At 62.4% G+C, this 12,333-nt stretch carries 13 protein-coding genes; 8 read left to right on the top strand and 5 right to left on the bottom strand.

Annotation, left to right across the window (positions count from 1 at the left end; translation table 11 throughout):
- Positions 1–2 precede the first annotated feature (2 nt).
- A complete protein-coding gene (gene pgeF, locus OEZ71_RS18995; protein ID WP_263741830.1) occupies positions 3–758 on the top strand; it encodes a peptidoglycan editing factor PgeF in 756 nt (251 codons plus the stop codon).
- A gap of 758 nt (positions 759–1,516) precedes the next feature.
- Complete coding sequence (locus OEZ71_RS18990) at positions 1,517–2,203, top strand: Hint domain-containing protein (protein WP_263741659.1); 687 nt, start codon at positions 1,517–1,519, stop codon at positions 2,201–2,203.
- A gap of 54 nt (positions 2,204–2,257) precedes the next feature.
- Here OEZ71_RS18990 and OEZ71_RS18985 read toward each other — a convergent pair whose 3' ends face one another.
- On the bottom strand, positions 2,258–2,758 hold the full coding sequence (locus OEZ71_RS18985) for an Lrp/AsnC family transcriptional regulator (protein ID WP_263741658.1): 501 nt from the start codon (positions 2,756–2,758) through the stop codon (positions 2,258–2,260).
- Positions 2,759–3,008: 250 nt separating this feature from the next.
- Here OEZ71_RS18985 and trxB point away from each other — a divergent pair, with 250 nt between their 5' ends.
- Positions 3,009–3,977 (top strand): thioredoxin-disulfide reductase, encoded by a 969-nt coding sequence (trxB, locus tag OEZ71_RS18980; protein ID WP_263741657.1) that lies wholly within the window; start codon positions 3,009–3,011, stop codon positions 3,975–3,977.
- 1 nt (position 3,978) lies between these two features.
- On the opposite strand, the gene OEZ71_RS18975 is transcribed toward trxB, so the two are convergent.
- Positions 3,979–5,505 (bottom strand): ABC-F family ATP-binding cassette domain-containing protein, encoded by a 1,527-nt coding sequence (locus OEZ71_RS18975; RefSeq protein WP_263741656.1) that lies wholly within the window; start codon positions 5,503–5,505, stop codon positions 3,979–3,981.
- A gap of 442 nt (positions 5,506–5,947) precedes the next feature.
- Between OEZ71_RS18975 and OEZ71_RS18970 the strand changes: the two genes are divergently transcribed.
- A complete protein-coding gene (locus OEZ71_RS18970; RefSeq protein WP_263741655.1) occupies positions 5,948–8,011 on the top strand; it encodes a bifunctional sulfate adenylyltransferase/adenylylsulfate kinase in 2,064 nt (687 codons plus the stop codon).
- 75 nt (positions 8,012–8,086) lie between these two features.
- On the opposite strand, the gene OEZ71_RS18965 is transcribed toward OEZ71_RS18970, so the two are convergent.
- From OEZ71_RS18965 to OEZ71_RS18955, 3 genes are all read right to left on the bottom strand, one after another.
- Positions 8,087–8,572 carry a cytochrome b gene (locus tag OEZ71_RS18965; protein WP_263741654.1) on the bottom strand — a complete coding sequence of 162 codons (486 nt, stop codon included), beginning with the start codon at positions 8,570–8,572 and terminating at the stop codon, positions 8,087–8,089.
- Between the two features lie 104 nt (positions 8,573–8,676).
- On the bottom strand, positions 8,677–8,904 hold the full coding sequence (locus OEZ71_RS18960; RefSeq protein ID WP_263741653.1) for a DUF1150 domain-containing protein: 228 nt from the start codon (positions 8,902–8,904) through the stop codon (positions 8,677–8,679).
- Between the two features lie 11 nt (positions 8,905–8,915).
- A complete protein-coding gene (locus tag OEZ71_RS18955) occupies positions 8,916–9,332 on the bottom strand; it encodes an Hsp20 family protein (RefSeq protein ID WP_263741652.1) in 417 nt (138 codons plus the stop codon).
- 184 nt (positions 9,333–9,516) lie between these two features.
- Between OEZ71_RS18955 and OEZ71_RS18950 the strand changes: the two genes are divergently transcribed.
- The 4 genes from OEZ71_RS18950 (at position 9,517) to OEZ71_RS18935 (ending at position 12,327) form a co-directional block, all read left to right on the top strand.
- A complete protein-coding gene (locus OEZ71_RS18950; RefSeq protein ID WP_263741651.1) occupies positions 9,517–9,735 on the top strand; it encodes a YdcH family protein in 219 nt (72 codons plus the stop codon).
- A 107-nt stretch (positions 9,736–9,842) separates the two neighbouring features.
- Entirely contained in the window at positions 9,843–10,625 is a 783-nt protein-coding gene (locus OEZ71_RS18945; RefSeq protein WP_263741650.1) for a DUF1194 domain-containing protein, read from the top strand.
- A gap of 156 nt (positions 10,626–10,781) precedes the next feature.
- On the top strand, positions 10,782–11,267 hold the full coding sequence (gene purE, locus OEZ71_RS18940; protein ID WP_263741649.1) for a 5-(carboxyamino)imidazole ribonucleotide mutase: 486 nt from the start codon (positions 10,782–10,784) through the stop codon (positions 11,265–11,267).
- Entirely contained in the window at positions 11,260–12,327 is a 1,068-nt protein-coding gene (locus tag OEZ71_RS18935) for a 5-(carboxyamino)imidazole ribonucleotide synthase (RefSeq protein ID WP_263741648.1), read from the top strand. Before purE ends, OEZ71_RS18935 begins: the two co-directional genes overlap by 8 nt.
- Positions 12,328–12,333 lie beyond the last annotated feature (6 nt).

Here is a 12,333-nt window from a genome sequence, read left to right as displayed (position 1 = left end):
CGATGACCTTGGACATTCTGACCCATGACGCGCTGGCGCCGTTCCGGCATGGATTTTTCACCCGCAAGGGCGGCGCGTCGTCGGGCATCTTTGCCGGGTTGAACTGCGGCCACGGATCCTCGGACCAGACAGAGGCGGTCGCCATCAATCGCGAGCGCGTGGCACAGGCGCTGGGTATTTCGACCGGGTCGATGATCGGCGTCCACCAGGTACACTCGGCCGATGTCGTGACCGTGACCGGGCCACTGACCGCGCCGATGCGGGCCGATGCGCTGGTGACGGCCGAACCTGGATTGGCGCTTACGGTGCTGACCGCCGATTGCCAGCCAGTGCTGTTTGCAGATCACAATGCAGGCGTCATCGGCGCCGCCCATGCGGGATGGCGCGGCGCTCTGTCAGGCGTACTGGAGGCAACACTCGACGCGATGGTCGCACTTGGCGCGCGGCGCGGCGACACGGTTGCGGTGATCGGCCCGTCAATCAGCCAGAAAGCCTATGAGGTTGGCCCCGAATTCGTCGAGGAGTTCCTGACTGAAGACCCCGCACTATCGCGTTTCTTTTCCAGCGGCAGGGGTGACCGGGCCCTCTTCGATTTGCCCGGTTTCGGGCTGTACCGGCTGCGCAAGGCAGGCATCCGCCGTGCCGAGTGGACCGGCCACTGCACCTACAGCGATCCTGACCGGTTCTTCTCCTACCGCCGCTCGGTCCACCTGCACGAAGCCGATTACGGGCGCTTGATTTCCGCAATTCGGCTATAGAGAGAGCACCGAACCGCCACGGAAAAGCCACAATTCGCGTCGGCTGCCGCAAACCCCATCGCAAGCCTTTGAAAATGATTAATTTTAGCCTGTGCGCGCGTGACGTTCTGCAGATCAAATACAACCTGAACTGCCCTACCCGCGCCGCATTGCTGGTTAGAGTAGTAGCGCGGGCAGAGATCCTGGCCCGTATCCATGGCCCGAAAGAGGCCGAAACCAGAGGCAAGGACAAAAAAAGATGATGCAGAAACCCCGCTGGATGAAACGAATTCTCCTTGAGAGCGCAAGCCCCGAGTTTGCATTTCCATGGGCGAGGGAAAACCGCCCCGGATAGTCCCGTCGGGCCAGCAAAACCCTTTCAGATTATTTCCAGACACTCGACAGGACGGAACACCGCGTCGAGCGTCACCGATTCGCGCATTGTTGTGCGGATCGGACCCAATCTATTTCCTGAATGGTGACACTCGTCCCGGCAGGTGCAACAAAGCACTGGCGTGATCGGGAATTGCACTGCCAGTCCGGTCCAGTCTGCTGACCGTTTTGACTTTTTGATAAATGCCAGATTAACGTGAAGGTCATAAATCTGCATTCGGGGTGGGGGCCCCGCAGATCTATAGTGCTGAAAGGCTGCTTTAGTGTCGTATGCCCAGTTCCCCGCCCGTTTTTCGGCGGATGTTACACCTCCTTCGAAAAACCATAGTCAAATTGTTCCTTCAATCACGCCCAAACCCCGCAAGGCCGCGCCAACCGGCGCGCCGATGACGCGGCGATACGAGGTGTCGTATCTCGATGCCGATGGCAATATTGAAAGTGTTATCCGCCTCGCACCCGCGATCGCGGAGTTCGAGACCGCGTTCTCGGCACTTGCCCGCGGAACGGTCATCGCGACGACCGAAGGGCCGGTCGCCGTCGAAGACCTCGTACCGGGTATGGTGGCGATCACCGCTGAAGGCCGCTGCGAAACCATCACCTGGATCGGCTCGATGACGCTGTTCCCGGCACATGCGATGCCGGGAATGTCCTCCGGCCGGATGATCCGGGTGACCGCCGATGCGTTCGGTGTCGGACGGCCGATGCCCGATGTCGTCCTCGGCCCCTCGGCGCGCCTTCTCGTGCGCGGCGACCAGAATCCCGATCAGGCCCATCTCAGCGGCTCCTACGCCCCGGCGACGACCTTTGTCGATGGTGTCAGCATCATCGAGGTTACGCCGGTCACCCCGGTGCCGGTCTATCACATCATGCTTGAACGGCAGGGTTCGATCCGCGCCGCCGGGCTCGATATCGAAAGCTATCACCCGGGCCCCGAGCTTCAGAACCGGTTCGGCGTGGAACTGTCCCAGCGCTTCCTGTCGCTGTTCCCGCATTTGCAGGGTTTCAGCGGCTTCGGTGCGATGGCGCATCCGCGGATGACTGCCAAAGAGGTCGAGGCAGCCCTGGTCGGTTAGGGCGAAACCGGACCGGCAGCCTCCGGGCGCGGTGCCGGGGACCGATCATCGGTCTCAGGCGCTGCGCCCGAGCCTTTCTTCCAGCACGTCAAACGGTACGCCGGGCTTGTCCTTGGCGCAGCGGATCACGAGCGATGTCTTGACGCTGGCCACATTCGGGGCGGAGGTCAGTTCCTCGGTCAGAAAGGTCTGAAATGACGACAGATCAGGTGCCACGCATTTCAGGATGAAGTCGATCTCGCCGTTCAGCATGTGGCATTCGCGGACAAACGGCCAGTTCCGGCAGCGCTGCTCGAAGGCCGACAGATCGACCTCGGCCTGGCTGTGGAGCCCCACCATGGCGAAGACCTGAACCTCGAAACCCAGTTCGCGCGGATTGACATCGGCGTGGTAGCCGCGGATATAGCCCGCCTCTTCCAGCGTCCGCACCCGGCGCAGGCAGGGCGGGGCCGAAATCCCGACGCGGCGGGCCAGTTCGACATTGGTCATGCGCCCGTCATCCTGCAACTCGGCCAGGATCTTGCGGTCGATCTCGTCAAGACGATTGGCGCCCATCGGTAATATGCTCCTCGGATTTTTGCGGAACTTACCTTCGGGCGGCTGGATGCGCAATAATATTTCGTCTACGCGCAATTATTTTCGCAACTCCCCGTCTCCGCTGCCAAGAAAATTCAAATTTTCTTGGTAAAAATCTTCAAAAGATTTTTACACCCTGCCCTTGTGAAGCCGCCCAATCCCAAGCGGGGGTTTTCCCGCTCGGCAATGCTGATTATATGGCCTTCGACACTTGCGGAAAGGAATGGCGATGGGCGCGGCACGACATACGAAAGTTCTGATCATCGGTTCCGGCCCCGCAGGCTACACCGCTTCCGTCTATGCCTCACGCGCGATGCTGAACCCACTTCTGGTGCAGGGCATCCAGCCCGGCGGCCAGTTGACCATCACGACCGAGGTCGAGAACTGGCCCGGCGACACCGAGGTTCAGGGTCCCGACCTAATGGTGCGGATGGAAGCCCATGCCAAGGCAATGGGAGCCGAGGTGATCTCGGACCATATCTCCGCGCTCGACCTGTCGAAACGGCCCTTCACCGCGCAGGGCGACAGCGGCACGACCTATACCGCCGATGCGGTGATCCTCGCCACCGGCGCGCAAGCGAAATGGCTGGGCCTGCCGTCGGAAGAGAAGTTCAAGGGCTTCGGCGTCTCGGCCTGCGCAACCTGCGACGGCTTCTTCTATCGCGGCAAGGAAGTGGTCGTCATCGGCGGCGGCAATACCGCTGTGGAAGAGGCATTGTTCCTGACCAACTTCGCCTCCAAGGTCACGCTGATCCACCGCCGTGACGAGCTTCGGTCGGAAAAGATCCTTCAGGACCGCCTCTTCAAGAACCCGAAGATCGAGACACTGTGGTTCCACACGGTCGAGGAAGTGCTGGGCACCGAGGCACCGCTCGGCGTCACCGGTGTAAAGGTCAAGCATGTCCAGACCGGCGAAACGCAGGTCGTGCCCTGCGACGGCTTCTTCGTCGCCATCGGCCACGCGCCGTCTTCCGAACTGGTGAAAGACCAGTTGGACCTGCATCACGGCGCCTATGTGAAGGTCAAACCGGGTTCAACCGAAACCTCCATCTCCGGCGTCTTTGCGGCCGGGGACCTGACCGACCATGTCTATCGGCAGGCCGTCACATCGGCCGGCATGGGCTGCATGGCCGCGCTTGATGCTGAACGCTGGCTGGCCGAGCAGGACGCCGAGAAAGAGGTCGAGGCGGCGGAATAGCTTATCCGCCTCCGCCCCCCTCCATCCCGGCAAAGAACGCCTCGGGGTCATCCACCTCGTCCAGCCGCCCCTTACCGATCCGCCAGAACCTTGTGCCGGTGGCGCGGATGAAGGCGCGGTCATGCGAGACGATAAGCGCGCTGACATCCTCGGCCATCAACTCGCGCTCCAGCGCCTCCTGCCCCTCGATATCGAGATGGTTGGTCGGCTCATCAAGCAAATAGAGGTTCGGGCGGATCAGCCGCAGGATCAGCATCGCAAGCCGTGCCCGCTGCCCGCCCGAGAGGTTCCGCGCCGGGCGGTCCTGCGCCGCGATGGCGATCCCGACGCCTGCCAGCAAACCCCGCACAGTCTGGTCCGACTGGCCGTAGTTCCCGGCGATGAGTTCAAACGGAGTGTCGGCCCCGTTCAGCCCCGTGAGCCCCTGATCGAAGATACCCGGCACAACCGAGGCCGCGATGCGCAAACCCTCGGCCCCTCCCGCCGATATCGCCGCAGCGATCAGGGCCAAAGCCCGGCTCTTGCCCGCGCCATTCGCCCCCAGAAGGACGACCCGGTCGCCCGGCACGATCCATTTCCTGCCGGTGCGGAAGAGCATACGGCCGTCGGGCGCGGTCACACCGGCATCCTCCAGCGTCACCAGCGCGCGGGCATGGCTGCGCGTCGCGTCCAGCCTTATGTCCCCCGCCGAGCCTTCGCGATGCGCAGGCCGGGCGGTCGCCTCGATCCTTTCAGCCCGCTCGCTCAGTTGCTTGGTCTTCACCGTCAGGAGATCCGAGCCGGAATTGATGCCGATATTCTTCAGCTTCGCCGCCTGACGGCGCAGGCCCGCGGCCTTCTGCATCTCATTGCCGAAGCGGCGGGCATCGGCAGCATCGGCCTCATCCACCGCCGCCCGTGCACGAGAATAGGGCAGCGCGAAATCGCGGGAAGCCTCGGGGCGCAGAAACAAGGTGCGGTTGGTGACACGGTCCAAAAACGCGCGGTCGTGGCTGGCGACGATCAGGGGGAAGTTGCGCGGCAAGCCGGTCAGGAACGCCTCCAGCCCCGCAATCCGTTCCAAATCGAGGTGGTTCGTCGGCTCGTCGAGCAGCAGGCAATCGGGCTCCGTCACCCAAACCCGCGTCAGCATCGCCATCCGGCGCCAGCCGCCGGACAGAGCAGTAAGTGGCCGGTCGCGCAGTTCACCGGGCACCGAGAGATCGTCGAGCACAATATCCACCCGCCAGCTTTCGTTTTCGGCCTGATCCGGCGACAGGGCGTCAAGCACGGCTGCGCGGAACGGAAAGGGCATGAGCCTTTCGGGAATCTCCTGCACCAGATGGCCGATGCGAAGGCCGCGCGACCGGGTCACGTCTCCGGTCGTCGGTTCGGCTTCTCCGGCGATGATGCGCAGAAGCGTGGATTTGCCCCGCCCGTTCGCGGCGACAAGGCCGAGGCGGTCGCCCGGGCTCAGCGTCAGGGAAAGATCGGTGAAAAGCGGCGCGCCAAGCGTTACGCCAATGTCTTTCAGGGTCAGGATCGTCATATCGGGTTTCTCTGCCGGGGCCGGATGCCGTCCGTCTGGTCATCGCGGCGAGAATGTCGGGCGGCCTTCCGCAAAGGGAACGGCCACCCATCCGGGCAGATCGGGGTCTGAAAACCTTATGTCGATCCGCCCTGCACGTCAGTCATGCAGGGCTTGAACAGGGCCATAGGTCAGATGCCGCTTATGAATCGATCGCATTCGCAGCCCTCCCTTTTCTGTTGGCCTTGGGGGAGGGTAGCCAGCAACGCAGGTTCTGGCAACCGCCAGCGTCGCGATCGGATCTTGTCGTCGCACCCCCCGGATGATCAGCCCCGCAACTGCATCAATGCTGTGGCATCAGGGTCACTGATTATCGCTGCCACCCCAAAAGGTGGTTTTTCCTTTCATTTCCCGGACCGATATGAGATTCGTTCAGCGCTGAACATAAATTGAGTCGCCCCCGGTGCCACAGACGGCCACATCCCCTTCGGAAGACGATCAGCTCTTCCGCCTGCTGCGTCAGCTTGACCAGCGGCCCGACGCGTCGCAGCGCGCGACGGCGGATGCGCTTGGCGTCAGCCTCGGCACGCTCAACACCCATCTGCGCGCCGCGACCGAGGCCGGATATATCCGTGTCGCCGACCGCAACGGCCCCGACCGCCGCCAGCGCTTCACCTATGAACTGACAACGAAGGGCGCCGCGACCAAGGCCCGCCTGACCGACCGGTTCCTCGCCCGCAAACTCGCCGAATATGACGCGCTTCATGCCGAACTGACCGGCACGGAGAGCGGCCTTCTCCATCTCAAGAAAAGGACCCCTTTGATGCAATCCAATCTTGCCCCGATCCCGGAGCTTTATGTCTCCTACGACAGCGCCCAGAAGCTGAAGCACGAAGCGGGCGCCCTGCCCTCGTGGGACCTCACCCAGCGCCAGGTCTGCGATCTGGAACTGCTGATGAACGGCGGCTTCTACCCGCTCAAGGGCTTCATGACCGAAGCCGACTATGACGGCGTTCTGAACAATATGCGCCTGTCCGACGGTTCGCTCTGGCCGATGCCGGTCACGCTCGACGTCTCCGAGGACTTCGCGGCCAAGGTGGAGCCGGGTCAGGACATCGCGCTACGCGATGCGGAGGGCGTCATCCTCGCCATTCTGTCGGTCACCGACAAATGGGTGCCGAACAAGAGCGTCGAGGCCGAAAAGGTCTTTGGCGCTGACGACATCGCCCATCCTGCGGTCAACTACCTGCACAACACCGCCGGCAAGGTCTATCTCGGCGGCCCGGTGACCGGCATCCAGCAGCCCGTGCACTACGATTTCAAAGCCCGTCGCGACACGCCGAACGAGCTTCGCGCCCATTTCCGCAAACTCGGCTGGCGCAAGATCGTCGCGTTCCAGACCCGTAACCCCCTGCACCGCGCGCACCAGGAACTGACCTTCCGCGCCGCCAAGGAAGCGCAGGCGAACCTTCTGATCCATCCCGTCGTCGGCATGACGAAGCCGGGCGACGTGGATCACTTCACCCGCGTGCGCTGCTATGAAGCGGTGCTGGACCAGTATCCGACCTCGACCACGCATCTCTCGCTTCTGAACCTCGCCATGCGCATGGGCGGCCCGCGCGAGGCGCTTTGGCACGCGATCATCCGCAAGAACCACGGCCTGACACATATGATCATCGGCCGCGACCATGCGGGGCCGGGCAAGAACTCCGAAGGCAAGGATTTCTACGATCCCTATGCCGCGCAGGAACTGGTGCGCCAGCATCAGGAAGAGATCGGCATCGAAATGGTCGATTTCAAACAAATGGTCTATGTGCAGGAAAAGGCGCAGTATTTCCCCGTCGACGAAGTTCCGGAAGGTTCGACCGTTCTGGACATCTCGGGAACCGAACTGCGGCGTCGTCTGCGCGAGGGGCTGGAGATCCCCGAATGGTTCTCCTTCCCCGAGGTTGTACAGGAACTGCGCCGCACCTCGCCGCCCCGCGCCAAGCAGGGCTTCACCGTCTTCTTCACCGGGCTTTCGGGCTCGGGCAAGTCGACCATCGCCAACGCGCTGATGGTCAAATTGATGGAGATGGGCGGCCGCCCGACAACGCTTCTCGATGGCGATGTGGTGCGCAAACACCTGTCGTCAGAACTGGGCTTCAGCAAGGAACACCGCGACATCAACATCAAGCGCATCGGCTATGTCGCGTCCGAGATCACCAAGAACGGCGGCATCGCCATCTGCGCCCCGATCGCGCCCTACACGGCCACCCGCCGCGCGGTGCGCGAGATGATCGAGGCCTACGGCGCGTTCGTCGAGGTTCATGTCGCGACGAGCCTTGAGGAATGCGAACGGCGCGACCGCAAGGGGCTCTACAAGCTCGCGCGCGAAGGCAAGATCAAGGAGTTCACCGGCATCTCGGACCCTTACGAGGAACCGAAGAATCCTGAGCTTAAGGTCGAAACCGAGAATGTAGATGTCGACAACTGCGCGCATCAGGTGATCCTGAAGCTGGAAAGCATGGGGCTGATCCGGGCCTGATCCTCGATCTTCCAGAAATCAAAAAAGGGCCCCGGAAATCCGGGGCCCTTTCGTTTGGGGATCTGGCGAAGGACGTCAGAGCGGCTTGCGCATTCGCTCCATCAGGCCGTCCTTCAGCACGAACTGGTGGTAAAGCGCACCCACAACATGCAGCCCCACGAGCAAGAGGAGCACGTTGAAAAGCACCTCGTGCACCTCACCCGCATCGCGGATGCCGCCGAACCATGCGGCAATGCCCGTCAGGGGTATCACAAGCATCAACGCATAGAGCGCCCAATGCGTCACCGCAGCGGCGGGCTTCATCAGCGGATAACCGGCCTCCGGTGCCGCCGGTGCGCCACGGCGCCATCTGGTGAGAAGCCGCATGACCGCCAGAACCAGAATCAGACCCCCGGCGATGACATGTACGGTGTGTGCGCCCGGCGTTACCTCCTGCCCGCGATTGAACGCGCGCCAGGCCGCGCTCATTGCGTCCTCGCTGACATAGCTGACGATCATCAATGCCAGAACGCCCCAGTGAAGTGCGATCTGTGTTCGGCTGTAGCCTGTAACCTTGCTCATCTTGCCCTCATCCATTCCGAATCCACCGCCAGTGCGGCAGCCCTTACTTCACGGATCAGGGAAGATTTTCCGTCGCAGATAAATGCAACCCCGGTTGCGGATGCCTAGTGAACGCTGACAGGGGCCATGTCATTCTGCCTTGCCAGGATGAAGGCCATCTTGCGGTCCTTGACGAGCGCCAGCCGCTCGCCATCCGCGTCGTGGACGGCATAGAGCGTTTCCAGCCCCGCAGCCTGCGCACGAATGTCCTCCGGCAGGTCAGCTACTGTCACCTCGCGCACATAGACGATGCGTTCACCTGCCTCCGGCCCGAAATCATATTTAGTATCCATGCCCGTTCTCCTTACCCTTTCGTGATCCGGATCGTCTGGACGATCTTTTCCGGCACAGCCCGGGTCAGATCGACATGCAGAAGTCCGTTTTCCAGCACCGCACCGGCCACTTCCACGCCATCGGCCAGCACGAAACTGCGCTGGAAGGCGCGGGCGGCAATGCCGCGATGAAGGAACACACGCCCCTCATCCACCTCATCGGCCTGACGGCCGCGGATCATCAGTTGCCGGTCCTCGACGGTGATCGCGATATCGGCCTCGCGGAACCCGGCCACGGCCAGCGTGATGCGGAACCCGTTTTCCGAGGATTGCTCGATATTGAACGGAGGATAGCCGTCATTGCCGGATTTGGCAGTCCGCTCCACCAGACGCTCCAATTCGTCGAAGCCCAGAAGGAAGGGGTGCGCGGCAAAGGTCAGTTTCGTCATCTCGGGCATGTCCTTGGATTAAGCGACACATCATGAGGGCCCCGGCCAGCGGCAACCCTTGGAAGGAATATGGATATGGAATCGGGCAGCGGCAAGGCGGTCAGGCGTGAAAAGCTTCCCGCCATCACGGGGAATTGCTATCTTCGCGGCGTGCAGCACCACGACTCATAACAACAGGGACCTGATGAACGCCCGGATGGAGATGGACAATACGGAGGTTCTGCGCGTCAAGCTCGAGGTTCTCCGCCGCGAACACCGTGACCTCGATGAGGCGATCCATGTGATGGAGACCTCTGGCCGCGCTGACCAGCTTACGTTGAAACGGCTCAAAAAACAGAAGCTCGCGCTCAAGGACCAGATCGCGCGGATCGAAGATATCCTGACGCCCGACATCATCGCGTGACCCGCTGACACTGTGTCGAGATGCAGGGCGCGGTGGCATCCGCGCTGCCTGGCATCCGCAATTTTGCTTAATCATGGTATACTGCCCGGTATCCGCGAACAGAGACGATGTCGCGATTACCTGATGCGTGTACCGTGCAAGGATTGTGGCACGTCTTTTCCTTCGTCGTGGAAGGGGGGAAAGCCATGAACTTCCAACGTCCAAGCCTTGCCCTCAGTGTCGTGGTCCTGCTTGCGGGCCCGGGCCTTGCCAGCGGGTTCGACGACGGCTGCGATCTAGCGCTGGTTATTGCACTCGACGTCTCGAAAAGTATGGATACCACGGAATTTACCCTCGAATTCGAAGGTACGGCCAACGCGTTGCGGCATCCTGCCGTTCAATCGGCCATTCTCGAGGACCGGAACCGCGTTGTGATCACCGCGTTCGAATGGAGCGGACAGAGCCATCAGGCGATGGTCGCCGAGTGGTCGGTCCTTAGGGAGCGCAAAGATATCGACACCTTCGCCGCGACACTCGAGCTGCACGACCGGGGGGGGCGCGGAAAGCATACCGGAACCGGTTCCGCGCTCGAATTCGCGTATGAACTGCTCGCCGATGGTCCCGGCTGCGCCCGCTCCGTCATCGACATCTCCAGCGACGGTTACAGCAATGACGGCATGACACCGCGCGAGTTCCTGTCGACCGCCCCTCCCGGCCCGGTCACCGTGAACGCGCTCGTGGTCGGCGGCAAGAAGCGGCCCCTGCTCTGGCGATATTTCAGAAGTGACGTCATTTACGGCCCCGGGGCCTTCGCGATGGCGACGCAGGATTTCGAGGACTACCAGCAAGCGATGGCGGAAAAACTTTTGCGGGAAATCAGGCCGCCGGCACTGGCCGCCACATCCGACTGACAAGGATCTCAGCGCTGCAATGAGCTGCGCGACGGGCATAAATGCTTTTGCCGTCCGCAACATCGCCGGGTTTTTTTGGATAGCGCGGCGCACGGCCTTGCCCCGCCTTCACCCGCCGTTATATTGCGCGCTCCATTCCGGGGTGAGGGACGTGGCATGAGTGTGAAGGTCGGCATCATCATGGGGTCGCAGTCCGACTGGCCCACGATGAAGGAGGCAGCATCGGTTCTTGATGAACTCGGTGTCACCTACGAGACGAAGATCGTCTCGGCCCACCGTACGCCCGACCGGCTCTGGGCCTACGGCAAATCAGCCGTCGAGCGTGGGCTGCAGGTGATCATCGCAGGCGCAGGCGGGGCCGCGCATCTTCCCGGCATGATGGCGTCGAAGACCCGCGTGCCGGTGATCGGCGTGCCGGTTCAGACCAAGGCGCTTTCGGGCGTCGATAGTCTTTATTCCATCGTCCAGATGCCAAAAGGCTATCCGGTGGCCACCATGGCCATCGGAGCGTCGGGCGCGGCGAATGCCGGGCTCATGGCTGCGGGCATCCTCGCGCTGAACGATCCCGGCCTTGCGCAGCGCCTTGACGCGTGGCGCGACGCCCTTTCCGCCTCCATCCCGGACGAGCCCAAAGATGACTAAGACGCTTCCCGCCGGTTCCGTCATCGGCATTCTTGGCGGCGGTCAGCTGGGCCGCATGTTGTCGGTCGCGGCCGCGCGGCTTGGCTACAAGACCCATATCTACGAGCCGATGGCCAACCCGCCCGCGGCCGATGTGGCCCATGCGGTGACGACCGCGCCTTATGAAGACCTCACTGCGCTTGAAGCTTTCGCCAAGTCGGTCGCCATTGTCACCTACGAGTTCGAGAATATCCCGACCACGGCGCTCGACGCGATCGAGGCGGTCTGCCCGATCCACCCGAACCGCCGTGCGCTGTCGGTCAGTCAGGACCGGCTGATCGAAAAGAGCTTCCTGCGCGACCTCGGTCTGGCCACCGCGCCCTATGCCGCCGTCGATGACGCCACCGATCTTGCCGAGGCGCTCGACGAAATCGGTGCGCCCGCAATCCTGAAGACACGGCGGCTCGGCTATGACGGCAAAGGGCAAGCGCGGCTGAAATCGGTCGCCGATGCCGATACGGCCCTGGCAGACATGCAGGGTGCCTCTGCGATCCTCGAAGGCTTCGTCGCGTTCTCGCATGAAGTTTCGGTCATCGCTGCCCGCAACTTGTCGGGTGAGGTCGCGGCCTTCGATCCGGGCGAGAACGTGCATGAGGGCGGCATCCTCAGGACAACCACGGTGCCTGCCCGCCTAACTGAGGCCCAGCGCACCGATGCGGTGCTGCTCTCCGCGAAAATCCTCAACGCGCTCAACTATGTCGGCGTGATGGGGGTTGAGCTTTTCGTCACCCCGAAGGGCCTGATCGTGAACGAGATCGCGCCCCGTGTGCACAATTCCGGGCACTGGACGCAGAACGGCTGCGCTGTCGATCAGTTCGAACAACACATCCGGGCGATCGCAGGCTGGCCGCTCGGCGACGGGTCGCGGCATTCGGACGTCGTTATGGAAAACCTGATTGGGAACGACATCGACCGCATCCCAGACATCGCGCAGGAGCGGAACGCCGCAATCCATCTCTACGGCAAGGCCGAGGCGCGACCGGGCCGCAAGATGGGCCATGTGAACCGGATCGCTGGCTGAGCCCGA

Source organism: Albidovulum litorale (genome assembly GCF_025751495.1).
In the GTDB taxonomy this organism is placed as follows: domain Bacteria; phylum Pseudomonadota; class Alphaproteobacteria; order Rhodobacterales; family Rhodobacteraceae; genus Albidovulum; species Albidovulum litorale.
The sequence above is the reverse complement of the archived record's forward strand: the minus strand, read 5'-3'. Positions and strand labels throughout refer to the sequence as shown.

Excerpts from the sequence above, each read along its gene's own strand:
- OEZ71_RS18985 (WP_263741658.1), bottom strand. The coding sequence starts at position 2,758 with ATGGGCGCCAATCGTCTTGACGAGATCGACCGCAAGATCCTGGCCGAG.
- OEZ71_RS18990 (WP_263741659.1), top strand. The coding sequence starts at position 1,517 with ATGACGCGGCGATACGAGGTGTCGTATCTCGATGCCGATGGCAATATT.
- OEZ71_RS18975 (WP_263741656.1), bottom strand. The coding sequence starts at position 5,505 with ATGACGATCCTGACCCTGAAAGACATTGGCGTAACGCTTGGCGCGCCG.
- trxB (WP_263741657.1), top strand. The coding sequence starts at position 3,009 with ATGGGCGCGGCACGACATACGAAAGTTCTGATCATCGGTTCCGGCCCC.
- OEZ71_RS18935 (WP_263741648.1), top strand. The coding sequence starts at position 11,260 with ATGACTAAGACGCTTCCCGCCGGTTCCGTCATCGGCATTCTTGGCGGC.
- OEZ71_RS18950 (WP_263741651.1), top strand. The coding sequence starts at position 9,517 with ATGAACGCCCGGATGGAGATGGACAATACGGAGGTTCTGCGCGTCAAG.
- purE (WP_263741649.1), top strand. The coding sequence starts at position 10,782 with ATGAGTGTGAAGGTCGGCATCATCATGGGGTCGCAGTCCGACTGGCCC.
- pgeF (WP_263741830.1), top strand. The coding sequence starts at position 3 with ATGACCTTGGACATTCTGACCCATGACGCGCTGGCGCCGTTCCGGCAT.
- OEZ71_RS18945 (WP_263741650.1), top strand. The coding sequence starts at position 9,843 with ATGTCGCGATTACCTGATGCGTGTACCGTGCAAGGATTGTGGCACGTC.
- OEZ71_RS18955 (WP_263741652.1), bottom strand. The coding sequence starts at position 9,332 with ATGACGAAACTGACCTTTGCCGCGCACCCCTTCCTTCTGGGCTTCGAC.
- OEZ71_RS18965 (WP_263741654.1), bottom strand. The coding sequence starts at position 8,572 with ATGAGCAAGGTTACAGGCTACAGCCGAACACAGATCGCACTTCACTGG.
- OEZ71_RS18960 (WP_263741653.1), bottom strand. The coding sequence starts at position 8,904 with ATGGATACTAAATATGATTTCGGGCCGGAGGCAGGTGAACGCATCGTC.